We start from the raw sequence: 25,064 nt of genomic DNA, 5'->3' as shown, positions 1-25,064 counted from the left end.
GCTTACGTTCTACTGATCGAAAGTTGACTCAGGGAAGGCCTGGGCGGGGTATAGGTCCACGTTCGCGGTGCTTCAACTGTGGCCCACAGACCATCAGCCAGGCCCCCAACTCCGCTGCCCGGAAGCGGAGCGAGCAGGGAACCTGTCTTCAATGACGGGATGCAGTGTTCAGCGGTTGATTCTGCACATGAGCAGCTACCCGTGGAGCAGGACTCTGCTTCGATGCTGGAGGACAGCGGGTGGTGGTGAGTGCTGGCGGACTGGGATCCGGCTGTTGAATGCCCGTGATGCTCACTGTGCAGCGTTGACGCCTGAGTAGCGGGAGCCGAATGTGTCGTATGGGAACCCATCACTACGTGCATGCCGAAAATTCCAGCAATGACGCCCAGCACCAGCAGGAACAGGGAAGCCCTACGAAGGGGCAGTGGAAATGCTGATTTGCTCACTTTGGGCCTCCTTCCGCCGACTATACGCTGGGGGTACACTTACAAAACCATACCCCTGCAGGGTATGGAATCCAATGAGGAATCCGCGTATGTGGAATTCCCGTCCCTCTCGCGGGGTTGTTCTCAACATGCACAAAAAACGGATCGGCTTCCTGTCCTTCGGCCACTGGGCCCGCGTACCAGGATCGCTGGTTCCCACGGCCGGCGAGGCCCTGAAACAGGGGATTGAACTCGCTGTTGCTGCGGAGGAACTGGGCATGGACGGCGCCTTCTTCCGGGTCCATCACTTCGCCCGGCAGCAGGCCTCTCCCTTCCCACTCCTGAGCGCGATCGCAGCGAGGACCAGCCGGATCGAAATGGGTACAGGCGTGATCGACATGCGCTACGAGAACCCCCTTTACATGGCCGAGGAAGCCGCTGCCACGGACCTCATCAGTGATGGCAGACTGCAGCTCGGTGTGAGCCGTGGTTCACCCGAGCCAGCACGGAACGGTGCCGCAAACTTCGGCTACGTCCCTGCAGACGGCGAGGACGGCGGCGACATGGCACGCCGTCACACCGCACTGTTCCGGAAAGCCATCGCCGGGCATGGCGTGGCCGAGGCAGATCCGCACTACGCGGGTGGGGCGACGGGTCTGCTGCCCATCCAGCCTCAGTCACCCGGCCTCCCGCAAAGAATTTGGTGGGGAGCCGGCACCCGGAAAACCGCCGTGTGGGCAGCGGAACAAGGCATGAACCTTATGAGCTCCACGCTCCTCACCGAGGACACAGGCCTGCCGTTCGATGAGCTGCAGGCCGAACAGATCCATATGTTCCGCGAAGCATGGGCGGCAGCCGGGCACGACTTTGAGCCGAGGATCTCCGTCAGCCGCAGCGTGATCCCGATTGTGGACGAGATAGACAACCACTACTTCGGCCTCCGCGCCCAGGCAGACAGCCAGGACCAGGTGGGCGTCCTCGACGGCGCGTTGTCCCGTTTCGGTAAGAGCTACATCGGGGAGCCGGATCAGTTGGCTGAGGAGCTGGCCAAGGATGCTGCGGTCCAAGCAGCGGACACTGTCCTGCTCACGGTGCCCAACCAACTGGGCGTGGAGTACAACGCCAAGCTGCTGGGGAACGTGGCAAAGCACATTGCACCAGCCTTCGGGTGGAGGGCAAACCAAGGGGTGTAGGCCCGGTAGTGTTGCTGGCTGTGCATTACTGCGCCAACAACACAGGAGCACGTGTCAGTCCCTTCAACGACGAGGGGACTACACAGAAAGCAAAGGTTGCCCCATGGACATTCAGAATCTCCTCGACGACATCGTCGGGGCCGTGCAGCCGCATGTCGGCCAAGGCAACGTGGCTGATTATATTCCCCAGCTCGGGGCAGTGGACCCGAACCAGTTCGGAATCTCCGTAGTCACCCGGGACGGGGAAGTATTCTCGGCCGGAGATGCCCACGTGGAGTTCTCCATTCAGAGCATCTCCAAAGTCTTCGCCCTCGCCTTGGTGCTGGCTTCTGACGGCGACCGCATCTGGAAGCGGGTGTTCCGGGAGCCCTCGGGTAACCCCTTCAATTCCTTGGTCCAGTTGGAAAGCGAGGAGGGCATTCCCCGGAACCCTTTCATCAATGCCGGTGCAATTGTTGTGACGGACAGGCTCCTCAGCCTGACGGGTAGCGCCGCGCACTCCGTCAGGGACTTGATGCGGCAAGAGACAGGCAACCGAAGCGTTGACACTGATCACCACGTGGCTGGCTCCGAACTGGCCAACGGACACCGCAACGCCTCGCTGGCCCACTTCCTGGCAAGCTGCGGCAACTTGGAGAACCCGGTGGACGACGTCCTGGACTCCTATGCGAAGCAATGCGCGTTGGCCATGACATGTGAGGACCTTGCGCTAGCAACCCGGTTCCTCGCCTCCAACGGCCTGGGCGCAGACGGGACCCTGCTGTTGTCACCGGCGCAGACCAAGAGGATCAACGCGGTCATGCTCACGTGTGGAACGTATGACGCTGCGGGCGAATTCGCGTACCGTGTGGGCCTTCCGGGCAAGAGCGGCGTGGGCGGCGGCATTGTGGCCGTGGTTCCGAACAAGTGCTCCATCAGCGTGTGGAGCCCTGGCCTGGGAAGGTCCGGGAACTCGGTGGCGGGTGTCGCAGCACTGGACGAATTCACCACGCGTACTGGCTGGTCGGTCTTTTAGGCGCATGATGGAGACATGACCCCCAAAGACGGAAAGGCCCCCAAGAACCGCAAGCCTGCGGCGCCGGCGCCGGGAACCCAACCCACCGCCGTCGCGTTTTTGGAGCGCCTGGAAATCCGGCAGTCCGCGGTGGAGCAGGCAAAGTACCAGCGGTATTTCAAGACCGGCAAGGGTGATTACGCCGAGGGGGACTTCTTCCTTGGCGTCCGGATGGGCGAGGTTTTCACGCTGGCCAAGGAATTCGCGGCCATGACTTTGGACGATCTAGAGACGCTGCTGGAGAAGGACATCCACGAGGCCCGGGCGGGTGCCGTGAAGATCATGTCCTTGCAGGCTCAGAAGAAGAAGACCACCAACGATAGGCGCCAACGCCTCTACGAGCTGTATCTCCGCAGGCACGACCGCATCAACAATTGGGACCTGGTGGACTTGGGAGCCGGGCGTGTGGTGGGCGGTTGGCTCATGGATAAGCCGCGCGACCCCCTGTACGAACTGGCCCGCTCAGAGAGCATGTGGGAGCGCCGGACCGCCATTGTTGCCACGTCGGCATTCATCCGCGAAGGCCAATTGGATGACACTTTCGCCATCGCCGAGATCCTCCTTCATGACAAAGAGGACCTCATCCAGAAAGCTGTAGGTGGTTGGGTCCGTGATGCCGGCCGCAGCAGCCGCGAACGGCTTCTCGCCTTCCTGGACGAACACGCCGCCACCATGCCGCGGACGGCGCTTCGTTACGCGATTGAGCATCTGGGCAAGGAACAGCGGGCCCATTACCTGACGCTCAAAGACAGGGTTTCCCCTAACTGATCCGCGCAAAATCAGGCCCAACGTCGGCAGTGAGCAGCCACTGTATATGACGTTGGATTACCCAGCGTTACCGGGTGTTTCTGAGCCTTTGAAGCATGTTACGGAGCCGCCCTACAGTTTTTTCATGGCAATACAGGACATTTACCCCACCGCGCTGCGGCTGCTCGGCCGCCCGGTGCTGGTGGTGGGCGGCGGCCCTGTCGCGGAACGCCGTGCCAAGGGACTGCTCGACGCCGGTGCGAAAGTCACCGTGGTCGCGCCCGTTGCCACCGAAAACCTTCGCGGACTCGCTGCTTCCGGCCTCCTCACTTGGGAGCCGCGCGAGTACCGCACGTCAGACCTCGACGGCGTCTGGTTCGTTCAGACCGCTACTGGCACTGCCGCTGTGGACACCCAGGTATCGGCCGACGCCGAGGCGCAGCGCCTCTGGTGCGTCAACGCCTCGGACCACGAAGCATCAGCAGCGTGGACACCGGCCGTTGCCGTGGTTGATGACGTCAAGATCGCCATCAACGCCGGGGGGGACCCGCGCCGTGCCATGGCCCTCCGCAATGCTGTTGCCACTGCCCTGGAAACGGGTGACCTTCCGCTGCGACGCCACCGCAAGCCGGACGCAGCCGGAAAGACGCCTGCTGGTTCGGTGGCCTTGGTAGGCGGCGGACCTGGCGACTCGGGACTCATCACCGTCCGCGGCCGGCGCCTGCTGGGCCAGGCCGACGTCGTGGTCGCTGACCGTCTTGGCCCGCGCGAGCTGCTCAAGGAACTGGCCCCGGACGTCCGCGTGATCGAGGTAGGCAAGACGCCCGGCCACCACCCCGTGCCGCAAGTGGAGATCAACCGGATCCTCGTGGACGAAGCGCTCCAGGGCAACCGCGTGGTCCGCCTCAAAGGCGGCGACCCGTATGTCCTGGGCCGCGGCGGCGAGGAAGCGGAGTTCTGCCGGCAGAACGGCGTCGAGGTTGAAGTAGTCTCCGGCGTGACGTCGGCGATTTCCGTTCCGGCCGCTGCCGGTATTCCCGTGACGCACCGTGGCTTGGCCAAGGGCTTCAGCGTGGTGACCGGCCACGAAGAGCTGTCCGAAGTCCCCGCACGCCCCGATCACACTGTGGTGTTGCTCATGGGCGTAGCGCAATTGCGGGATTCCGCGGCTGCGCTGGCAGGCTCGGGTCTGCCTTTGGACACACCAGTAGGTATCGTAGAGAACGGGTATTTGCCGGACCAACGCGTCACCATCGGCACTCTGGGTACCATCGCGGACCAGGCGGAAGCCGTCGGCGTGGCCAACCCAGCGGTCATTGTGATCGGCGATGTTGTCCGTGTCAGCCCCTTTGCACCGCAGCACTTCAAGACCGCTGACTACAGCACTATTACCCCAAATCGTCCCCGCGTCCGCAGTAACTGAGAAGAAGAAGGAACACAGCCGTGTCAATTAGCACCCCCGTAGGTTCTGCGGACCGTCCGCTTCGCATCGCCGTGATCGGCTCCGGCCCGGCCGGCGTGTACGCAGCGGACATCCTGACCAAGAGCGAGGCCGTCAAGAGTGGCGAACTCAACGTCAGCATCGACCTCTTCGACCGTTACCCGGCACCGTATGGCCTGATCCGTTACGGCGTGGCACCGGACCACCCCCGCATCAAGGGCATCGTCAATGCCCTTCACAAGGTGCTGGACCGCGGCGATATCCGCTTCTTCGGCAACGTGGACTACGGTACGGACATCTCCATCGAGGACCTCCGGAAGCACTACGACGCCGTCATCTTCGCCACTGGCGCCATCAAGGACGCGGACCTGAACATCCCGGGAATCGAACTCGAAGGCTCCTTCGGCGGCGCCGACTTCGTCTCTTGGTACGACGGCCACCCGGACGTTTCCCGCGAATGGCCGCTGGATGCCAAGGAAATCGCTGTCCTCGGCAACGGCAACGTAGCCCTGGACGTGGCCCGCGTGCTTTCAAAGCACGCCGATGACCTCCTGGTCACCGAAATCCCGGACAACGTTTACGCCGGCCTGAAGAACTCCCCGGTCACCGACGTCCACGTCTTCGGCCGCCGTGGCCCGGCACAGGTGAAGTTCACCCCGCTGGAACTCCGCGAGCTCTCGCACTCCAAGGACGTGGACATCATCCTCTACGCCGAAGACTTCGAATTCGACGAAGAGTCCGACCGCCAGGTCCAGACCAACAACCAGACCAAGACCATGGTTGGCACACTGACAAACTGGATCGCCGAGCAGCCCGAGGACCTCTCCGAGCTCACGGCCTCCCGCCGCCTGCACCTGCACTTCCTGCACAGCCCGGTGGAGATCGTGGACTCCCCGGAAACTCCGGGCAAGGTTGCCGGCATCAAGTTCGAGCGCACCGAGCTGGACGGCACGGGCAACGCCCGCGGCACCGGCGAGTTCATCGATTACCCGGTCCAGGCTGTATACCGCTCCATCGGTTACTTCGGTTCGGCCCTGCCGGACGTCGAATTCGACCACAAGAAGGGCGTCGTTACCAACGACGGCGGTCGCGTCCTGGACGCCGACGGCCAGCACGTACCGGGTCTCTACGCAACGGGCTGGATCAAGCGCGGCCCGGTGGGCCTCATCGGCCACACCAAGGGCGACGCCTTGGAAACCGTCACGTACCTGCTGGAAGACCGTGAAAACCTTCCGGTTGCCGAGGCTCCTGCAGCAGACGCCGTGGTGGATCTCCTCGATGCCCGCGGCGTGAAGTTCACCAGTTGGGAAGGCTGGCTGGCACTGGACGCCCACGAGCTCGCTCTCGGCGCAGCAGCCACTGAGGCCGGCACCTCCCACGGTGTTGAGGTCAAGCGTGAGCGCATCAAGGTAGTGCCGCGCGAGGACATGGTCAACATCTCCCGTGATGGCGTAGCCGCACAGGTCTAGCCTCCATAGATAGAGCGACGCGGGTCACCCCTTGAACTGCTCCCCGAGAGTTGGACTGAGAAATCAGTTCTGACTTTCGGGGAGCAGTTTTATGCAGGGAAGTAGTTCGTTATCCGAGGAGCAACGCGAAGTGACCGTTCAAGGATGCGGTCACTTCGCCTACAAATCAGTTCAGCACCAATCGAAGACCCAGCTTGGACCATCCAGGCTGGGTCTTCTCTGTACGGATTAGACAAGGTTGCCAAGATCAGTGCCGCCACACCAAGCAGCACCCAGATCGCAGCGCGCGAAACGATATTTGCTCATTCGTGACGCTGAAAATTGAACATTTCGCCGATTTCACGATTATTACTGACCCGAAAACAATTAAATGGCTCGATGATCAAAGAGATGCAATTATTCACTCACAAAGGAGACAGTGTTGTCTCCGTTTTGTGAGGGGGAGTAATGAAGATTGGAAACCTCAAAGCCGCTGGAGTTGTGACAATGGCGGCGGTGATATCGTTTGGAATTCCCGCTACGGCCCATGGGGCGTCGGACATCTACTACGCTTATCAGAAACCAATGGTGCAAGGGCAGCATGCAGAAAGCGGATACGGCGGCACGAATGTCGGCGGTGAGGGATTCATGAACTCCACCTTTGGCGGCAAGTTGTACATCCGAACCCGCGGAGATAACAGCGGTTATGTCTATGGCGGTATTGACATACCAAACCATGCCCGCGTCCGTTTTACACACCTGCCTGCCTCGTTGACTCACGGCGACTGCTGGTGGGGCTATGGGATTCAAATTCCAGGGACCACAGGGGTTGACTGTGCCAGGTCGCGACAGTAGACCCACTTGCACTTCAGGCCCGGCTTTCGACCCTCTTCCTTCAGGAGTAGTAAATGACCATTCCATCAAAGCGCTTAAAATCGACCGCCGCTGCCACACTCGCGATCTCCAGCTTGGCGTTGGCCATCTTCGCGTCACCGGCCCTTGCCACCAAAGAGGGCTCGCTGGCTCCGGACGCTTTGGTCCCTGCGTTAGGCCAAGAACAGCAGTCAAAAGATCTGCCGCCTTCAGCTGTAGCAGCGAGCCACGCCGTGTCGGACTTGGCGACGGATTCCGTGCGCCTGCTAAAGAAGACAACGAGCGCGTCGTACTACACGGCTGTGAGCTCCGACCGGTCAGAAGTCTGCCTGGTCGTGTCCCTCGATGCTCCGGCAGGAAACATCGCAACGGCTTGCATGACGCGGGAGCAGTTCAATGAGAACGGTCTTTCGCTTCATATCTGGGGCGATCAGTCAGCCGCTAACGCGAAGGGAGTTACCGCCTATCTGGTTCCTTCTGATGTCGAACTGGAAGCCAACCCCACAGCGAAGTCCCTACGGGCAGATTCGGTCATGAGTAGCCGGGCAAGCAGCCTACTCATAGTTGAAGGCCCCGATGACTTGCCTGCCACGGTCGAACTGCCGCGAAGCACATCACCGCGTGCGTTCGTTCTTAATCGACTGGACTAGGCAACGTGCCCAACACCAGTGTTATTCGAACGTTCGCATCAATGACGGTTACAGTTGCTTGGATATTTGTTCTTGGATTCCTCATGATCCAAATCCGAAGCGCCCACGACGGGATCATTACGGATTTTCTCGGGAACCCTGTTCAAGCCATCGTCCCGAGGGTCGCGTGGGAATGCCATCTTGCAATGGTGATTCTCAGTGCAGTCATAGGCTGGGTTTTCCGCGACCGTTTCTCGCCTCAAAAATCGAATGGTTCTGTGGCACCACTTTGGGGCGCAACACTGACCTTGGCCACGACGATGATCATCGCGATCATCATCGGGCAACCAGAAACTGAGCTGGGCCAGCGTACAAACACAATTGTGCTGCAGTGGCTGGTCGAGGGGGCATTCTCAGTAGCATCTGCAACTGTTCTCGGTATCCTCATTTCCTGGAACATCGCAAATTCAAGGAACCGGTTGCCGAACCGAGCACATGCCGAGCGTGGAGAGCGGTTGGATCCACAACCGTAGGAGAGGTCCCGGGTCGAACGGGATTAATATAGTCGGATCCCCACAGTGGATGGATCCGGAGTGTTGGCCCGGCACCTCTCACCTTGTCCTTTTCAACTGGCGGTACCCTGAAGCATGGACGTCCTGGTCATCGAAACTCCCCAGCTGGGCGACCGCAGCTACTTGGTGCATGACGGCACTGTTGCGTTGGTGGTCGACCCCCAACGGGACATTGACCGGGTTGAAGCCGCAGCCTTGGACGCCGGCGTGCAAATTACGCACGTGGCCGAGACGCACCTCCACAACGACTACGTCACCGGCGGGCTGATCCTGGCGGAGAAGCACGGTGCCGCATATCTGGTGAACGCCGACGATCACGTCTCTTTCTCCCGCGTCCCGGTCACTGACGGCCAGGTCCTGCGCGTCGGCCGGCTCACGGTCTCGGTAGTTGCGACCCCGGGCCACACGCACACGCACCTTTCCTATGTGGTGCGGGATGACGCGCACGACGGCGGCCCTGAGGCTGTCTTTTCCGGCGGAAGTTTGCTTTACGGTTCAGTGGGGCGGACGGACCTCGTCTCGCCGCACGACACCGCCAAGCTGGCCCATGACCAGTATTTGTCCGTGCGCCGCCTGGCGGATGCAGCCCGTCCGGAGGCCGCGCTGTACCCGACCCATGGATTTGGTTCGTTCTGTTCCATAGGTCCCGCGAGCCGCCAGGAATCGTCCACGATGGGCGCGCAAGCCAGGTCCAACCACGCCCTGACGGATCCCCACGAGGACCACTTCGTTGCAGAGTTGCTGGAGAATATCTCCGCCTATCCTGCCTACTACGCCCATATGAGCCCACTGAATGCGGCTGGACCTGGCCGGCCGGACCTGACAGTTCCTGACTCCGTTGACCCTGCGGAGCTGAGCCGGCGGTTGAGGGCAGGAGAGTGGGTGGTGGATCTGCGCCATCGGGTTGCCTTCGCTGATACCCACCTTCAAGGCAGCGTGAGCTTCGAATACGGACGCGGGGACAACTTCACCAGTTACCTCGGCTGGGTGATTCCGTGGAACCAGCCGCTCACGTTGCTGGGCCCACGCGGCAAGGTTGATCAGGCGATCCGAGACCTGGCGAGGATCGGCATCGACAACCCGGATGCCGCCGTCGGGCCTGACTCAACGGGTCTGGACATCGGTGCCCTGGCACCGGAGTCTCCCCGGGCGAGATACCCGCACGGGGACTGGACGTTGCTGATGAGAGAGCAGCAGCCGGGGGACGTGGTCCTGGATGTTCGCCGTCCGGACGAGTTTGAGGCCTCGCACGTGGCGGGTGCGCGGAACATCCCGGTCTACGAGCTCCCGGGGAAGATCACGGAGTTACCGGAGGCCCGGATCTGGGTGCACTGTGCCACGGGATACCGCGCGAGTGTTGCCGCGAGCCTGCTGGATCGGGCCGGGCGCGACGTTGTGCTCATCAACGCGAGGTTCAAGGATGCGGCCGGGGCGGGCGTCGAAACGAGCCCGTAAAAAGAAACGGGCTACCGTGGCGCCTGGTCCGAGCAGTAGTCCAGGTTCCGGTAGACGCTGCTGACGGCGGCGTCGGGGTCGTGTGCCTCAAGGGCGTCCACCAATTCGTCGTGGCCTTCGCGGGGGATGCCGTTGAAGCCGCCCTTGCGCTGTTGCCGGAGGAGGTCGTTGTGGAACACGCCGCCGAACGAAACATACAGCTGGTGGAGCAGGGGATTTCCTGATGCCAAGGCAACGCGCTCGTGGAATTCCCAGTCAGCGCTGGCCCACGTGGGGTAATCCTCCGCCTGCCACGCATCGTGGCGGAGCGCCAGGAGGCGGCGCATTTCGGCCAAATCCTCTGTGGTGGCGTGCTTCGTCGCCAGGCGGGCAGCCTGGGTATCCAAGCCGAGACGGACCTCCACAATGTGTTCCTGCGTGTGTTCCAGGTACATCCGCTGGGCCGCGCCTGACATTTCACTGTTGGCCCTGACATACGTGCCGTCTCCCCGGCGGACCTCCAACATGCCCGAGTGCGCCAAAGCCTTGATGGCCTCCCGCAGGGTTCCCCGCGAAACACCCAACGTGGACATCAGCTCAGGCTCCGCAGGGATGCGCTCCTGGAGCGGCCATTCGCCGGACTTGATCATGTCCCGCAGCTTGGAAGTGATCTCCTCGGCCAGAGCCGGGCGATGCGATGGAGTCAGGGTCATGCAGTCCTCGGTCCGGTCTTGGTGGCAGTGCGCTTGCTGGTGAGCAGGTGGCAGGTGACCATGAGCGCTACGGCCACAATGGAGAGCAGGCTCAGCGGCAGCACCCAGCCGCCGGTGGAGCTGTGGAGGAGGCCCATGCCAAAGGGACCAATGGCCGCAATCAAGTATCCCAGCGATTGGGCGATGGTGGAGAGCGCGGTAGTTTCCGCCGTCGACCGTCCGCTGCGGCTGATGATCACCAAGACCAGCGGGAAGATGCCCAAGCCGAAGCCGAACAACACGGCCGGCACAACGGCCAATGAGGTCGGCAGCCAGATCATGGCGGCGATGGCCAGCAACGTGGAGCTGCTGGCGAGATAGAGGGCGGGACGGAGCATGCCGGGCCGTGAGCCGAACGCAAGGAGGATCATGCCGGCAGCTACGGAGACCAGCTGCATGACACCAAACTGCAGGCCGCTTTCTGAAGCGCTGAGGCCCTGGGAAGTGAGGATGTAGGCGAACCAGCTCATCACGGCGTAGGCCAGGAAGGCCTGGAAAGTGAAGATGGCGGTGATCAGAATGCCCAGCCGGGTGCGGAGCAGCGGCCACATGGAGACCCGCGGCCGATCAGTCTTGGTGGCATTCCGGTGGGTGTGCAGGACTATGGGCAGGAAGCCGAGGAGGGCTGCGACACCCAGCAGGCCCCAGGCAGCCAGACCCATGGAGGGTGAGCCGAGTTCCTGCGCCAACGGAACGCTGACGACTGCGGCGAAGGTGGCGCCGCCGGACATGGTGAAGGTGTAAAGGCCGGTCATCATGGAGGTGCGCTCGGAGTAGTGCTCGCGGATGAACGACGGCATGGCCACGTTGCATACGGCCAGTCCGGACATGGCCAGGACGGTGCCACCAAGGAGGGCCCCTGTCACCGGAACGCCACGCACCAGCAAGCCGCCGGCCAGCAGCGCCAATGCGATGGCAATGGCTTTCTCGACGCCCACACGCCGGGTCAACCACGACGTTCCCATGCCTGCGACAGCAAAGCACAACAGCGGGATGGACGGCAGGATGGACGCGACCAGAGCGCCGTAGCCCAGCACCTGCTGCAGTTCGTGGAACAGTGCGGCGGCGCTGGTGATGCCCGCCCGCAAGTTCAGTCCGATAAGTACAACGGCAATAATGCCGACGACGGCGACGACGCGCGTCTTAGGGACCGCCTGCGCGGGGGAGACCAGAGGGATGTTTCCTGTAGTTGTCGTCAGAGAAGTCGTCGCCATATCTAAAGGTTAGACGTTTGACGTCTAATGTCCAGAGTTTTGTGGCGAAGCTCTCCGCCGGGGACTATGGGCTGCCTGGAGCGGGACCGCTCAGCGAGGGTTGCGCGAACCCAGGCGCTGCACCGCCAAGGCCAGCCACAGCTGCACCCGGTCCTGCGTCTGGGAGGGGTCGTAGCCCGTCAATTCGGTGATCTGTGCCAGGCGGTACCGCACCGTATTCCTGTGCAATGTCAGGGCTTCCGCCACTGCAGCCACTGACCCGTTGTGGTTCAAGTAGCTTTCCAGTGTGGCCACCAGTTCGGCACCGTGGGCGGCGTCGAACTTCCGCAGCGGCGTGAGGGACTCGCTGGCCATGTCGGCGAGAGGAACGTCCTCACTGGCGAGCAACAGGGACGTCAGGCTCAGGCGTTCGGGCTCGTTGACCGGCAAGCCGTGCGCCACGGCGTCGCGCGCTTCAAAGTAGCTCCAGCGCAAACCGTTCGGCTTCGTGTAGGCGCCGCCGATGCCGATCACGGCATGGATTCCGGCCTCCTGGAGGTGATCGCTGAGGCTCTTGGCCAAGGCAGTGGCGGAACTGCCGTCGTCGCTGATGACTGTGACCAGATCCTTCCCGACGACGGCGCTGACGCCGGCTTCCATTGCTTGGGGCAGCGAAATGCTGACCAGTTGCTTGTGGTGCGCTGCGGACTCCGCAACAAGCACCACGTTCTTCCTGGTGCTGTTGATTCCAACGCCGGCCAAACGCCGGGCGGCTTCGATGGTTTCCAGGGTGCCGTGGATGACGTCGTCCAACACCTGGCCCGCCATGGCCCGCTGGGACTGACGCTGCTTGACCATGTTGTTGAGCTCCACGCTGATCAGGTTCTGCGCGTAACTGACAATTCCCGAGTCCACGAACGGCTGCCGGAGCCAGAGCGTGCAGGCATCCCTGCGGCCGGTGGGAATCGGATACGACGCCCAACCATCCGCCGTCGGCGCCGGCTTCCCGGCCACGCTGTTGTAGAGCTGCGCGCTGAACTGGGTGAGCACAACGTCGGTGCGGAGCATGCTGCCCAGTTGCTTAAGGAGTTCGTTCAGGCCGCCGCCGGTGAGGAGTGAGCGGGCCAGGATCTGGTGCCCGGCCAGGAGCCGTTCCAGATTGGAATAGTGGTCCGCTGAATGCGACTCGGCCACCAGTTTTCCAATGGCGATGAAGGGGATTTCGTAGGGCACTTGCACCAGCGGAAGACCCCAGCGGTTGGCTTCTGCAATCAGTGCCTCCGGAACGGCCTCATGGGTGAGGCCGATGCCGAAGCCGATACCCACGGCGCCTGCGCGCTGGACCTGGCGGACGAAGCGCCGCTGGTCCGCGGCGCTCTTGAGGCGCAACCCCGTGGTGAGTACCAGCTCTCCGCCGCTGAGGAAGCGCTGCGGGTCTTCCAGTTCCGTCACGGCAACCCAGCTGATGTCCTGGCTCCACGTCGTCTCGGCGAGGCCGGCTTGGCGGAGTTTCAGGGAGGGGACTGCGACGAGGGATGCGAGGGACATTGCCATACTTAAAAGCGTAACCCGGCGCTGGTCAAGCGCACTAAGCCGGGGCTTCTTGTGTGTGCAGCTGACTATTCCTTGCACCCCCTCCCTGGCATAGGCTCTGATCAGCTAAAACCCATGCCCAGACACCGAAAGAGGTTGCACACCGTGGTTCAAACCTTGCAGAACTTCATCAACGGCGAATTCGTTACGCCGGCAGGTACGGGTCTTCTGGACATCGTGAACCCCACCAATGGGGAAATCGTTGCCAAGTCGCCCATTTCGGTGCAGGCCGACGTCGATGCTGCCATGACCGCAGCGGCCGGCGCCTTCAAGACGTGGAAGCACGTTACCCCGGGCCAGCGCCAGCTCATGCTGCTCAAGCTTGCCGATGCCGTGGAGGCCAACAGCGACGAACTCGTTGACGCCCAGCACCGCAACACCGGACAGGTGCGCTCCCTGATCGCCTCCGAGGAAGTTGCTGCCGGCGCCGACCAGCTCCGCTTCTTCGCCGGTGCTGCCCGCATCGTTGAAGGCAAGTCCGCAGGCGAATACTTCGAGGGCCATACCTCCTACGTGCGCCGCGAACCGATCGGTGTCGTCGCCCAGGTTGCGCCGTGGAACTACCCGTTCCTCATGGCCATCTGGAAGATCGGCCCCGCCCTGGCAGCCGGCAACACCGTTGTCCTCAAGCCCTCCGACACCACACCGGAATCCACCCTGGTGCTGGCACGCCTCGCCGGTGAGATTTTCCCCGCCGGCGTCCTCAACGTTGTCCTCGGCACCGGTGAAACCGGCGCCATGATGGTGGACCACAAGGTTCCCGGCCTGGTCTCCATCACCGGTTCCGTCCGCGCCGGCATCGCCGTGGCAAGCGGCGCAGCCAAGGGCCTCAAGCGCGCACACCTGGAGCTTGGCGGCAAGGCTCCGGCCATCGTCTTCAAGGACGCCGACATCAAGAAGAGCGCCGCGGCCATCGCCGAGTTCGCCTTCTTCAACGCCGGCCAGGACTGCACCGCCATTACCCGCGTGTTGGTGGAGGACTCCGTTCACGACGACGTCGTGGCAGCCATGGTGGAACACACCAAGACCCTGCACACCGGTTCGCAGAACGACGAAGACAACTACTTCGGCCCGCTCAACAACGTGAACCACTTCAACGCCGTCACCTCGGTAGTGGAGCACCTCCCGGCCAACTGCAAGATCGAAACCGGTGGCCACCGTGCAGGCGAGAAGGGCTTCTTCTTCGAGCCCACCATCATCTCCGGTGCCAAGCAGACCGACGACATCGTGCAGAAGGAAACCTTCGGCCCGGTCATCACCGTCCAGAAGTTCAGCACCGAAGAAGAAGCGCTCGAGCTCGCCAACGACGTCGAATACGCACTGGCCTCCAGCGTCTGGACCACCGACCACGGCACGGCCATGCGCATGAGCCGCGACCTTGACTTCGGTGCGGTCTGGATCAACACCCACATCCTCCTGACGGCAGAGATGCCGCACGGCGGCTTCAAGCAGTCCGGCTACGGCAAGGACCTCTCCATGTACGGCGTGGAAGACTACACGCGCATCAAGCACGTGATGAGTGCACTCGACGCGTAGCGCGTTCGCCCCACCCGTACGAATTTCCCAGAAAGGCAACCACCTCATGACCACCACCGCGAACGAACTCTCGTACCGCATCGAGCAGAAGCGCAACATCAACGGCGCCTTCCCCGGCCCCAAGTCGCAGGCACTCGCTGAGCGCCGCGCCGCCGTCGTTGCTGCCGGCGTCGCCTCCGGCGTCCCCGTCTACGTTGAAGACGCCGACGGCGGCATCATCCGCGACGTCGACGGCAACTCCTTCATTGACTTGGGCTCCGGCATCGCCGTGACCAGCGTCGGCGCGTCCGACCCCGCCGTCGTCGCTGCCGTCCAGGAAGCTGCCGCGCACTTCACGCACACCTGCTTCATGGTGACCCCGTACGAGGGCTACGTTGCAGTTGCCGAGCAGCTCAACCGCCTCACCCCGGGCGACCACGCCAAGCGCACCGTTCTGTTCAACTCCGGCGCTGAAGCGGTGGAGAACGCCGTCAAGGTTGCACGCCTGGCCACCGGCCGCGACGCCGTCGTAGCTTTCGACCACGCTTACCACGGCCGCACCAACCTGACCATGGCACTGACCGCCAAGGCCATGCCGTACAAGACCAACTTCGGCCCGTTCGCGCCCGAGGTCTACCGCATGCCCATGAGCTACCCGTTCCGTGAAGAGAACCCGGAGATCACCGGTGCCGAGGCCGCCAAGCGCGCCATCACCATGATCGAGAAGCAGATCGGTGGCGACCAAGTTGCCGCCATCATCATCGAACCCATCCAGGGCGAGGGCGGCTTCATTGTCCCGGCCGAAGGCTTCCTTCCGGCACTGTCGGCTTGGGCCAAGGAAAAGGGCATCGTCTTCATCGCTGACGAGGTCCAGTCCGGCTTCTGCCGCACGGGCGAATGGTTCGCCGTTGACCACGAAGGTGTTGTCCCGGACATCATCACCATGGCCAAGGGCATCGCCGGCGGCCTCCCGCTGTCCGCGATCACGGGCCGCGCCGACCTGCTCGACGCCGTCCACCCCGGCGGCCTCGGCGGCACCTACGGTGGCAACCCGGTTGCGTGCGCAGCAGCACTCGCAGCCATCGACACCATGGAACAGCACGACCTCAACGGCCGCGCCCGCCACATCGAAGAGCTCGCCCTGGGCAAGCTCCGCGAACTGGCCGGGGAAGTTTCCGTGGTTGGCGACATCCGTGGCCGCGGCGCCATGCTGGCCATCGAGCTTGTCCAGCCCGGCTCCAAGGAACCGAACGCTGAGCTCACCAAGGCCGTTGCTGCCGCCTGCCTCAAGGAAGGTGTCATCATCCTGACCTGTGGCACCTACGGCAACGTGATCCGCCTGCTCCCGCCGCTGGTCATCAGCGACGAACTGCTGATCGACGGCCTCGAAGTCCTCGCCGCAGCCATCAAGGCGCACGCGTAAGTCTTCACGCTGTAGGCAGGAGGAGGGCCGGGTTCATTCGTGGACCCGGCCCTCCTCCTTCGTTTATTCCCCCCAGTTCGCCGGAGAGCGCCTAGTTCACGGGAGCTTTCCGGGCGTTCTCGCACCGTTCCCGCGTTCTCGGCGGGCGGACCGCGGAACGCACGACGCCGGAACCCGCCTAGGTGCCCAGCGTCAGGTTCTTCTGGTGGCCATGTCCGTCGAGCTGGACCTCGATGACCAGGGGGTTGGCGCTCAGTAAGGACACCCCGGCGTCTGAATCCACCAGCTTGCTCCACGCCGAGTCATCGAGGGTGATCCGCAGTGAGGATTGCGTCCGGGACGGGTCTGCCACGGACAGCGTGAGCTTGTCTCCGGCCTGGTGCGCGGACACGGTGCACGGCCCGGACGCTGTGTACCCGCCGGCTGAACCTGTCGCGAAGAAGTTGGCCATGACCACCTTGTCTTTGGCTACCTCCACCATCTGCACTTCGGCAGAGTTCGCCAGAACTTTCACATCGGGATTCGCGGACTGGGAGAACGTGGTGGAATGGCCGGCAGCAGGCAGAACCATATACGCGTAGCCGGACGCCACCGGGTCTGTGCCATGGCGGTGCGTGATGGTCACGTAGTCCCGGGAGACGGGATCCGTGCTGCCACCGGTATCCGCCCCGGAGTTCACGTCGAACCAGCTACCTGTCCGGCGGACCACGGCCACTTCGGGGTTGCCGGAAGCCCCCGGCGCATCCAGGAACACGTAGCCGCCATGACCTTCAAGGTGCACGGACCTTTTCACAGCCACCGCCGCGTCTCCGGCCGCCATGGTCCTGTTCCGGGAATCGGTGCGCAGTGCCGGAACAGAACCGGCGGCGAAGGACCTGTTTTCCACCGTAGTCTGAACGGCCGAACCACCGGTACCGGTAATGCCCGCACCGAGGCAGACCACGGCATCATCGAGGAAGAACCACGACTTCCGGCCGGACAGCGTCTTGTTGTGATTGAGGTGGTCCATGCCGATGACGCCCCAGCGGTCGTCGACAGTGAGTCCGCCTGCGAAAGCCTGGAAGGCACGGGGGATTCCGGTCCCGGCAGCTCCAGCGCCGCTGGCACGAACCTGGTCATTCACGGTAGTGCCAGGCAGGGCATAGGGATCCACAGTGGGCCAGAAGTCAGCGCTGAACTGGGACGGATCGGTTCGCGTGTAGAGGAAGGTCATGCCATCGCCTTGGTACCAGCCGAGGTTGTTCTCGCTGTTGCCCCACTCGTAGCGGCCGATGCGCTTGGAGGAGAGGTTCACGGTGCAGCCCCACTGGGGGCGGTGGTGGACCAACCTGTCCTGGTCGGCGAACATACGGCTGTAAACGGGCGCGGGTGCGGCAACCACCGCGGCGTCTGACAGGACGCCGAGGGACAGCAGCGACTTTGCCAGGCTTTGGGTTGGATGCCCCACGAGTTTCTGGTCCGCGCAGCGCTCCAACCAGCCCTTGGCCAGAGCCAGGAACCGTGAACGGTACGGTTCGTCGCAGCCCGGTGCCAGCAACAGGACCGCAGAGATGAGCCCGAAGCCGCTGACGTAGTCGGGTTCGCGCTGACGGGAGACCGCACGCCCACGGATGGTGTCCATGATGCGTCCGTCCCACACGAACGGGGCGTAGGTGTCCTCCACGGCGTCGAGTAGCACTGACCGCTTGGGGTCGTTGATTGCCCAGGTGCTTCCGCCGAGCATTGCGATGATCTCGGCGATTCCCGCCAACGCCACCACCCCGTATGTCCCTGCGTAGGGGAGGTAGGAGTGCTGGACGTAGGACCCGTCGGCGTAGAACCCGTCGCCACTGGTGACGTAGGTGAAGACGCTGTTGACCCCGCCGCGCACGGTATCGCTCAAGGCATCGCGTCCCAGCGCGATCTCGCTGGGGTTGTTGTCCAGGATGCCCCGCATGCAGCAGGCCAAGGACTTATCCACGCGGTTGGCGCCGGTCTCCGCCAAGGATGTGGCACGGCCGCGCCAATTCGGGTTGGGAGCGAACCAGCGGACAGCTGCCAACAATGCCGTCCGAAGTTCCTCCGGGACTTCATCATGGAGGAGTGTCAGGATGTCCACGGTCTTGCGGGGAACGCCGATCTCCCAGAACCACCAGTTGCCTGCTGCCTTGATGGACGGCTTGTACGCAGTGCTGCTGAGAAGTTGAAGCCCAGCAACAATGTCTGCGGCCAGCTCAGGGTTGGCCGCAAGGGGGTTGCCCGGCACCGCGTATCCAAGGGCCATGTCATAGAGGCGGTTGAAGTGCAGGCCCATGTTGCCCGTGGCTGCTGTGGACTGACCGATGCCAGTGAGGGGTATGTCGGACCACAACGACGTCCGTGCAGCGGTCTTGTCCATGGACGTCCACCACTTTTCGGCGGTCTTGCCCATTCCTTCGAGCTGAGCTGCGAGCTCGGGGATGTCGGCGGCGCTCCGGCCGCCGGTGAGCACCAGCCGTCGTCGATCGACCAGTTCCTTCAAGCCCGCCTCGGAGGCAGCAAAGGATGGTCCGGCGTGGGAAAGAAGAGCACCCGCGAGGGCGGCTGCACCGGCGGTTCGAAAGAGGGTCCTGCGGCTCACTGTGGGTCCATTGACGTTCAAAACTGCTCCGTTCACAACTGTTTCAGGCGTGGGGGTGGATGGGGTGGCGAAAGTTTCCGCAACCTTATGTCCGGTTCCCGGGCACCTCAACAGAAATGAACAAAAGTGCTCAGGTCTTGTTGGGTGCCGAAACCGAGTCCCGGATGACTATGTGGGTGCCGACGGTAAGGGTGTTGTCAGAGGAGGCGCCGGCGTCGTGCGGCGACTGGGACAGGGCCAACCGCACGGCTTCCCGCCCCAGTTCTTCAAGCGGAACGCGGACTGTGGTGAGACGGGGGCGCAGCTCGCTGGCCACCGGAACGTCGTCGTAGCCAACCACCGAGACATCCTGGGGAACCCGGATTCCGCGTTCCTCGAGCGCCTCCAAAATGCCGGCCGCCACGAGGTCGTTGGCGCCGAAAACCGCAGTGAAGTCGATCGCCTGGTCCAGGAGCTCGCGCATGCGGCTGTATCCGAAGCCACGGCCAAATGCGCCCTCGTGGACCAGCGAAGGATCCCTCTCAATCCCGCGCGCATCCAAGGCGCGGTAGAAACCTGCCAGCCGGGAGGCCGTCGTCGAGAAATCGCGGGGGCCGCCGACGTAAAGGATCCTGCGGTGTCCCTGGGAGATCAGGTAGTCCGTGATCGCGAAGGCACCACCCTCGTTGTCGTAGGTGACCATTTTGGTAGGGACTCCGACTCCCAACGAAGGGCGTCCGCAGAGGACCAACGAGGAGCCGGCCGCCGCCAGTGCGCGGGCGCGGTCAGCCATTTGCTTCCTGTAGCGGGGGTCATCCGAAGCGCCACCCACCAGGATCACGGCATCGGTGCGCTGCTCGCGCATGAGGTCCACCAGCGCGAGTTCTCGTTCCTTGTCACCGTGAGTGGCGGTGATCAGGCACATGCGCCCTTCGGCGCTCGCCTGCCGTTCGACGCCGCGGGCGATGTAGGCGAAGAAGGGATCGGCGACGTCGTTGATGATGATTCCGACTGTGCGGGTGGTGGCTCCGGCAAGGGCACGGGCATGCGCATTGGCCACGTAGCCGAGGTCGGTCACGGACCTGAAGATGCGCTCGCGCGTGGCTTTTGCCACCGGGTAGTTGCCGCTCAAGGCCCTCGAAACGGTGGCCACCGACACGCCTGCCGCCTGCGCGACGTCGGCAATGGTGGCGCCGCTGCCGCGGGCATGGATCGGATCTGTGGGGGAGCTTTTCTCAGTCACTAAGCGATTCTCGCAAGATCCGCGGCCAATACCGGATAGGCCAAGGGCAAGCCCTTGCTCAATCGGCGTATTTCCATCACGGCGTGGCTGCCCAAACGGTGGATTTCGTTGCCCATCGCCCCCGCAATGTGGGGTGTCAGCACCACATTGGGCAGAGTGTGCAGCACGGAGCTGGCTGGGAGCGGCTCTGGATCTGTGACGTCAAGATACGCGTCCAGCCGTCCGGAAACCAGCTCGGCGGTCAGTGCGGTGGCATCGATGAGGGCGCCGCGGGCCGTATTGATGACCAGGGTTCCGTCCTTCATGCGGGCAAGTTGCTGCGCGCCGATGATGCCCCGCGTTTCGGCGATGTCCGGTGCGTGGACGCTCACAACATCGGACATCGCGCACAACTGGTCCAGTCCGACGGTTTCAACGCCAAGTTCTGAGGCGTCGACGGCGGTGAGGTACGGATCGTAGACCAGCACCCGGGCATCGAGGTTCTTGAGCAGCCCGATCACCAAGCGGCCGACGCGGGAGGCGCCCACCAGTCCGACGGTCACGCCGTTGGTTCCAATACTGGGGAAGCCGGAGGCGTTGCGGGATGCCCCCGTGCTGCGCAATTGTTCACTGAACCGCCGAGCCCGTTTGAGGCCCATGACGATTGCCGCGAAGGTGAACTCGGCTACCGGCACGGCGTTGGCTGCAGCCGAAGAGGACACCTCGATCCCGCGGGCGTAGACCTCGGGGGACAGGAAGGTCTTGACGGTACCTGCGGCATGGACGATGCAACGCAGCTCCGGCAGGCGGTCCAACACGAAAGCATCGATGATGGGTGCGCCCCACCCTGTGATGAGCAGCTGCGCCCCGGCGAGCTTCTCCAATGAACCGGGGACTGAGAAGTCAGCAACTGGCTCGGCGTCCAGGAGGGTAACCATTCCGCGGAGACGCGCGAGGTCCTCGGCGCTGAACAGGGTGCGCAGGTTGTTGCGGCCCATCACGAACGCAGCCTTGATGGTGCCGGCGTGCTGGAGGTTGGTGGTCACTGCGGTTCCGTCCGGTTCGTCTATAGAAATCTATAGAAAGCGCTTGCTATTACCAGTCACCCTAGGCGGCCATTTGAAATCCTGTCAATCCCGCGGAATCAACGTTTGTATGGTTTTGAGCATGTTATTGACATCACACCTTGCGACTGGGTAGCTTCTTCTCCATAGTAAACGCTTACTATTTCTAGCCACTGAGCGCTCCAGGCGCCGGGCCACTCCATATCCGCCCCCGCGGCGCAGACAGAGGAAATACATGAGCAGCAACAGCCAGACACTCACGCCGCAGGCGACGCCCGACGTCGGCGGGCCGGCAACGGTGGCGGAAGGTCGCCGTCGGGGTCGACCACTCAAGGAAGCAGCCCCAGAGCACGCCCGCAAGAAGAGCCTTGTGGCACGGATCCGACGCGACAAAGCGATGTTGCTGCTGATCGCCCCGGGCTTCGTGTACTTCGTGGTGTTCCACTATGTCCCGCTCGCCGGCAACATCATCGCGTTCCTCGATTACAAGCCGTATCTCGGCTTCATGGACAGTGTCTGGGTGGGGTTGGATAACTTCGCGGCTATGTTCCAGGACGGCGCATTCTGGGAGGCCCTCCGCAACACGCTGGTGATCACGGGCCTCCAGTTGGCCCTCTTCTTCCCGGTTCCCATCTGCCTGGCCCTGCTGCTCAACAGCATCGTGTCCAACAAGATCCGGAAGTTCGTGCAAAGCGTTGTCTACCTGCCGCACTTCATCGGTTGGGTCATCATCGTGGCGGTCTTCTCCGAGGTCCTCGGCGCTACCGGGGCCGTTCCGCACCTGCTGGAAAACCTGGGCGTGCCGCGCTTCGATGCCATGACCACGCCGGAGTTCTTCCCCTTCCTGGTGACCATCCAGTCCATCTGGAAGGACGCCGGCTGGGGCACCATCATCTTCCTGGCAGCCCTCATGAACGTGGACCAGGAACTCTACGAGGCCGCAGCGGTGGACGGGGCCAACGCCCGGCACCGGCTCTGGCACATCACCCTCCCCGGGATCATGCCCGTGATCGTCCTGTTGCTCATCCTCAACCTGGGCAGCATTCTTTCGGTCGGTTTCGAGCAGATCGTCCTGCAGCGCGACAACGTGGGACCCGGTGCAGGCGAAGTACTGGATACCTACGTCTACTTCCACGGCATCCAGGACGGGCAATGGGGGCCGGCCGCCGCCGTCGGACTCGTCAAGGGAATCGTCGGCCTGTTCCTGGTCCTCGGCGCCAACAAGCTCGCGCATTTCTTCGGACAGGAAGGTGTCTATTCCAATGGCAAATCCAAATAGCACGTTGGTGGCCGGCCCGCGCCGCCGCCCGAAGTCCAAAGACACCCGGCCCGTCTGGATGGAAAAACCCAAGCCTGCCGTGCAGGTTTTCAAAGCGATCGCGTTGGTGGCCATCTGCTTCCTGGCCCTCTATCCGCTGCTGGCAGTGCTGGCCACGAGCCTTTCCAGCCAAAGCGAGATCGCCAACAACAACGGACTGGTCCTGTTCCCCAAAGAACCGACCTTCGCCGCGTACCAGACCATCTTCGCCGGCGGTGTGGTCACTGACGCGCTGATCCGGTCCCTGGTCATCACCACCGTGGGCACCGCCCTGTCCCTGGTGGTCACGGTAGCGATGGCCTACGGCCTAACCCGCCGCGACCTCGTGGGCGGACGCTTCTTCCTCATGACCGCTCTCTTCACCATGCTGTTCAGCCCGGGCATCATCCCCAGCTTCCTCATGGTCAAGGAGCTTGGACTGCTGGACAGCTACGCAGCCTTGGTCCTGCCCACCTTGATGAGTGCCTTCAACCTGGTGGTGGTCCGGTCCTTCTTCATGAACCTTCCCCAGGAGCTGTTCGAGGCCGCAAAGATCGACGGCGCGGGGGACTTCCGGATCCTGGTCCAGATGGTGCTGCCCCTGTCCCGCGGGGTGCTGGCCGTCGTCGGGCTTTTCTATGCCGTGGGTTACTGGAATGCGTTCTTCAACGCCATGCTCTACCTGAACGATGACAAGTGGCCGTTGTCCATGATCCTGCGCCAGTACGTGCTCCTCGGCCAGCCCATGGGTGACTCCGCAGTAGCCGAAATCGCGGTGCCGTCTCAAGCGATCCAGATGGCCGTCGTCGTGATTTCCCTGATCCCCATTGTGATCGTGTTCCCGTTCCTTCAGCGGTACTTCACCAAAGGCGTCCTCACCGGCGCCATCAAAGGCTAGTCAAACCATTTGTGAAAGGGCATCCCATGAAATCGATCCAGACTTCCGGCCCCAGCCGCCGGAACTTCCTTTCCGTCACGGGCATTGGCGCCCTGGCGCTGTTCAGCGGCGGGGCCTTGGTGGGTTGCGGTCAGCGAACCACCAGCGTGGCCTCGAATGCCAGCGAGGCGTTGCTCCCCACGCACATGCCCCTTAAAGCGGCCGCGGCGGACATCGCCGGCACGGCGGAGGGCGTGCCGGCGGCGTTCTACAAGTACCCTGCACCGTTCCGAAGCGTGCAGGCTGCGCCGCTCAACGGTGGCAAGATCACAGCGATCACCAACCTCTTCGGCACGGCGCCCAACGCCAGGCCGGACAACCCGGCGTGGCAGGCCATAGAGGCACGCCTGGGCGGGCAGGTGGAGATCACCTCGGTTTCCTCGGATGATTACGCCACCAAGTTCAACACGATCATTGCAGGCGGCGAGCTCCCCGACCTCATGCTCAACGACGGCGCCGCAGTGCCCAATATCGTGGAGTTCCTGCAGGCGAAGTGCGCGGACCTGACACCGCTGTTGGGCGGCGACAAGATCAAGGACTACCCCAACCTGGCAGCCATCCCGGAAGTGTTCTGGAAGCAGACCGTCCAGGCCGGCAAACTCTTTTCGCTGCCCATCCCGCGTAACCTGACGGGTGGCTCCGGCTTCGTGAACCAGACCCTGTTGGAGAACGTGGGCATCAAATCCACCGAGGACATCAAGGACAAGGACGATTTCTACCGGGTGGCCAAGGAGCTCACCAACCCATCCAAGAACCAGTGGGCATTGGGCAGCACCAAGTTTGGCCTCACGATGCTCCACCACATGTTCCGCACGCCGAACGTCTGGAAGAACGACGGCGGCAAACTCACCAAAGCGTTCGAGACGGACGAATACATGGCCGCCATCGAGTTCGCAGCAAAGCTCTACAAGGACGGCCTGTACGTGCCGGGTTCCGAGGGCTGGACCAAATCCCAGATGGTGAACGCCTTCATCTCCGGCAAAGTCGCGATGATCTATGACGGCCTTCCCGCGTACATCGGACCCACCGGCTACGGCCGCAGCATCCCCGCCGCGAACAAAGCCAACAAAGCCGTGCCGTTCATCCCCGTGGGCCACGATGGTGGGAAGGCCCAGACCTGGCTGGACAACATCACGTTCGCCACCGTCATGCTGAAGAAGGCGGACGAGGCCAAGCTCAAGGAAGTCCTGGCCGTTGCCAACTTCCTGGCGGCCCCGTTCGGCAGCGAAGAGTACCTGCTGCTCAACTACGGTGCAGAAGGAGCGGACTACACCCTGGATTCCAACGGCAACCCGGTGGTCACCGAACGTGCCTTGCTGGACAACGCCGTGCCGTGGAAGTACCTCGCCGCTCCGCAGCAGGTTGTCTACGATCCCAGCAACAAGGACATCGTGGACGTCATGCATAACGCCTACTCCAAGCTCATTCCGCTGGGTGTCGAAGACCCTTGCGGCACTCTGTTCAGCCCCACGAACGCCAGCAAGGGCTCCAAACTGGGCCAGCCCGTGTCCGACGCCGCCACGGCAGTCATTGCCGGCCGTGGCACCATGGATGCACTCAAGAGCGCTGTGGCTGACTGGAAGAAGAACGGCGGAGACACCATCCGCGGCGAATACGAATCGGCACTGGCCAAGTAGCTGGCCACCATCATCTGACTCGAACTTAGGACCCGAA

21 protein-coding genes are annotated in these 25,064 nt (G+C 62.9%); 14 read left to right on the top strand and 7 right to left on the bottom strand.

The features are described from left to right. Positions 1–2 precede the first annotated feature (2 nt). On the bottom strand, positions 3–392 hold the full coding sequence (locus RQH14_RS23175) for a DUF6153 family protein (RefSeq protein WP_396136331.1): 390 nt from the start codon (positions 390–392) through the stop codon (positions 3–5). Positions 393–574: 182 nt separating this feature from the next. On the opposite strand from RQH14_RS23175, the gene RQH14_RS18875 reads away from it, so the two are divergent. From RQH14_RS18875 to RQH14_RS18835, 9 genes are all read left to right on the top strand, one after another. Beyond that, positions 575–1,618: an LLM class flavin-dependent oxidoreductase gene (locus tag RQH14_RS18875; protein ID WP_311214665.1), complete on the top strand. Its 1,044-nt coding sequence runs from the start codon at positions 575–577 to the stop codon at positions 1,616–1,618. 103 nt (positions 1,619–1,721) lie between these two features. Further along, complete coding sequence (locus RQH14_RS18870; protein WP_311214664.1) at positions 1,722–2,633, top strand: glutaminase; 912 nt, start codon at positions 1,722–1,724, stop codon at positions 2,631–2,633. A 15-nt stretch (positions 2,634–2,648) separates the two neighbouring features. After that, positions 2,649–3,440: a DNA alkylation repair protein gene (locus RQH14_RS18865; protein WP_311214663.1), complete on the top strand. Its 792-nt coding sequence runs from the start codon at positions 2,649–2,651 to the stop codon at positions 3,438–3,440. Positions 3,441–3,564: 124 nt separating this feature from the next. Further along, complete coding sequence (cobA, locus tag RQH14_RS18860) at positions 3,565–4,842, top strand: uroporphyrinogen-III C-methyltransferase (protein ID WP_311214662.1); 1,278 nt, start codon at positions 3,565–3,567, stop codon at positions 4,840–4,842. A 20-nt stretch (positions 4,843–4,862) separates the two neighbouring features. After that, positions 4,863–6,329, top strand: a complete 1,467-nt coding sequence (locus RQH14_RS18855; RefSeq protein ID WP_311214661.1) for an FAD-dependent oxidoreductase — start codon at positions 4,863–4,865, stop codon at positions 6,327–6,329. 447 nt (positions 6,330–6,776) lie between these two features. Further along, positions 6,777–7,163 (top strand): hypothetical protein, encoded by a 387-nt coding sequence (locus RQH14_RS18850; RefSeq protein ID WP_311214660.1) that lies wholly within the window; start codon positions 6,777–6,779, stop codon positions 7,161–7,163. 53 nt (positions 7,164–7,216) lie between these two features. After that, a complete protein-coding gene (locus RQH14_RS18845; protein ID WP_311214659.1) occupies positions 7,217–7,831 on the top strand; it encodes a hypothetical protein in 615 nt (204 codons plus the stop codon). 41 nt (positions 7,832–7,872) lie between these two features. Continuing rightward, positions 7,873–8,343 (top strand): hypothetical protein, encoded by a 471-nt coding sequence (locus tag RQH14_RS18840; protein WP_311214658.1) that lies wholly within the window; start codon positions 7,873–7,875, stop codon positions 8,341–8,343. A 114-nt stretch (positions 8,344–8,457) separates the two neighbouring features. Then, positions 8,458–9,837: an MBL fold metallo-hydrolase gene (locus RQH14_RS18835; protein WP_311214657.1), complete on the top strand. Its 1,380-nt coding sequence runs from the start codon at positions 8,458–8,460 to the stop codon at positions 9,835–9,837. 11 nt (positions 9,838–9,848) lie between these two features. Here the strand turns inward: RQH14_RS18835 and RQH14_RS18830 are convergent, their stop codons facing one another. From RQH14_RS18830 to RQH14_RS18820, 3 genes are all read right to left on the bottom strand, one after another. Then, entirely contained in the window at positions 9,849–10,529 is a 681-nt protein-coding gene (locus RQH14_RS18830; protein WP_311214656.1) for a FadR/GntR family transcriptional regulator, read from the bottom strand. Then, a complete protein-coding gene (locus RQH14_RS18825; protein WP_311214655.1) occupies positions 10,526–11,782 on the bottom strand; it encodes an MFS transporter in 1,257 nt (418 codons plus the stop codon). Before RQH14_RS18825 ends, RQH14_RS18830 begins: the two co-directional genes overlap by 4 nt. Positions 11,783–11,872: 90 nt before the next feature. After that, complete coding sequence (locus tag RQH14_RS18820; protein WP_311214654.1) at positions 11,873–13,315, bottom strand: PucR family transcriptional regulator ligand-binding domain-containing protein; 1,443 nt, start codon at positions 13,313–13,315, stop codon at positions 11,873–11,875. Between the two features lie 144 nt (positions 13,316–13,459). On the opposite strand from RQH14_RS18820, the gene RQH14_RS18815 reads away from it, so the two are divergent. Both RQH14_RS18815 and gabT read left to right on the top strand, forming a co-directional pair. Further along, positions 13,460–14,890, top strand: a complete 1,431-nt coding sequence (locus RQH14_RS18815) for a gamma-aminobutyraldehyde dehydrogenase (RefSeq protein ID WP_311214653.1) — start codon at positions 13,460–13,462, stop codon at positions 14,888–14,890. Positions 14,891–14,936: 46 nt separating this feature from the next. Continuing rightward, entirely contained in the window at positions 14,937–16,292 is a 1,356-nt protein-coding gene (gabT, locus tag RQH14_RS18810; RefSeq protein WP_311214652.1) for a 4-aminobutyrate--2-oxoglutarate transaminase, read from the top strand. 178 nt (positions 16,293–16,470) lie between these two features. Here gabT and RQH14_RS18805 read toward each other — a convergent pair whose 3' ends face one another. The 3 genes from RQH14_RS18805 to RQH14_RS18795 form a co-directional block, all read right to left on the bottom strand. Further along, complete coding sequence (locus RQH14_RS18805; protein WP_311214651.1) at positions 16,471–18,891, bottom strand: polysaccharide lyase 8 family protein; 2,421 nt, start codon at positions 18,889–18,891, stop codon at positions 16,471–16,473. Between the two features lie 130 nt (positions 18,892–19,021). After that, on the bottom strand, positions 19,022–20,113 hold the full coding sequence (locus tag RQH14_RS18800) for a LacI family DNA-binding transcriptional regulator (RefSeq protein ID WP_311214650.1): 1,092 nt from the start codon (positions 20,111–20,113) through the stop codon (positions 19,022–19,024). Further along, positions 20,113–21,138, bottom strand: a complete 1,026-nt coding sequence (locus RQH14_RS18795; protein ID WP_311214649.1) for a hydroxyacid dehydrogenase — start codon at positions 21,136–21,138, stop codon at positions 20,113–20,115. The genes RQH14_RS18800 and RQH14_RS18795 overlap by 1 nt, the downstream gene beginning before the upstream one ends. Before the next feature lie 253 nt (positions 21,139–21,391). On the opposite strand from RQH14_RS18795, the gene RQH14_RS18790 reads away from it, so the two are divergent. From RQH14_RS18790 to RQH14_RS18780, 3 genes are read left to right on the top strand one after another with little or no spacing between them, the layout of a single operon-like run. Then, a complete protein-coding gene (locus tag RQH14_RS18790) occupies positions 21,392–22,435 on the top strand; it encodes an ABC transporter permease subunit (RefSeq protein WP_311214648.1) in 1,044 nt (347 codons plus the stop codon). Continuing rightward, positions 22,419–23,351, top strand: a complete 933-nt coding sequence (locus RQH14_RS18785; protein WP_311214647.1) for a carbohydrate ABC transporter permease — start codon at positions 22,419–22,421, stop codon at positions 23,349–23,351. Before RQH14_RS18790 ends, RQH14_RS18785 begins: the two co-directional genes overlap by 17 nt. Positions 23,352–23,377: 26 nt before the next feature. After that, positions 23,378–25,027: an extracellular solute-binding protein gene (locus tag RQH14_RS18780; RefSeq protein ID WP_311214646.1), complete on the top strand. Its 1,650-nt coding sequence runs from the start codon at positions 23,378–23,380 to the stop codon at positions 25,025–25,027. The last annotated feature ends 37 nt before the right edge of the window (positions 25,028–25,064 follow it).

It is taken from the genome of Arthrobacter sp. WCS2018Hpa-7 (assembly GCF_031843805.1).
Taxonomy (GTDB): Bacteria; Actinomycetota; Actinomycetes; order Actinomycetales; family Micrococcaceae; genus Arthrobacter.
This window is presented reverse-complemented; position numbering and strand designations above follow the sequence as displayed.

Coding starts and splice junctions, on each gene's coding strand:
- RQH14_RS18780 (WP_311214646.1), top strand. CDS start 23,378: ATGAAATCGATCCAGACTTCCGGCCCCAGCCGCCGGAACTTCCTTTCC.
- RQH14_RS18790 (WP_311214648.1), top strand. CDS start 21,392: ATGAGCAGCAACAGCCAGACACTCACGCCGCAGGCGACGCCCGACGTC.
- RQH14_RS18835 (WP_311214657.1), top strand. CDS start 8,458: ATGGACGTCCTGGTCATCGAAACTCCCCAGCTGGGCGACCGCAGCTAC.
- RQH14_RS18785 (WP_311214647.1), top strand. CDS start 22,419: ATGGCAAATCCAAATAGCACGTTGGTGGCCGGCCCGCGCCGCCGCCCG.
- RQH14_RS18875 (WP_311214665.1), top strand. CDS start 575: ATGCACAAAAAACGGATCGGCTTCCTGTCCTTCGGCCACTGGGCCCGC.
- RQH14_RS18850 (WP_311214660.1), top strand. CDS start 6,777: ATGAAGATTGGAAACCTCAAAGCCGCTGGAGTTGTGACAATGGCGGCG.
- RQH14_RS18870 (WP_311214664.1), top strand. CDS start 1,722: ATGGACATTCAGAATCTCCTCGACGACATCGTCGGGGCCGTGCAGCCG.
- RQH14_RS18865 (WP_311214663.1), top strand. CDS start 2,649: ATGACCCCCAAAGACGGAAAGGCCCCCAAGAACCGCAAGCCTGCGGCG.
- RQH14_RS18845 (WP_311214659.1), top strand. CDS start 7,217: ATGACCATTCCATCAAAGCGCTTAAAATCGACCGCCGCTGCCACACTC.
- gabT (WP_311214652.1), top strand. CDS start 14,937: ATGACCACCACCGCGAACGAACTCTCGTACCGCATCGAGCAGAAGCGC.
- RQH14_RS18825 (WP_311214655.1), bottom strand. CDS start 11,782: ATGGCGACGACTTCTCTGACGACAACTACAGGAAACATCCCTCTGGTC.
- RQH14_RS18840 (WP_311214658.1), top strand. CDS start 7,873: ATGACGGTTACAGTTGCTTGGATATTTGTTCTTGGATTCCTCATGATC.
- RQH14_RS18830 (WP_311214656.1), bottom strand. CDS start 10,529: ATGACCCTGACTCCATCGCATCGCCCGGCTCTGGCCGAGGAGATCACT.
- RQH14_RS18820 (WP_311214654.1), bottom strand. CDS start 13,315: ATGGCAATGTCCCTCGCATCCCTCGTCGCAGTCCCCTCCCTGAAACTC.
- cobA (WP_311214662.1), top strand. CDS start 3,565: ATGGCAATACAGGACATTTACCCCACCGCGCTGCGGCTGCTCGGCCGC.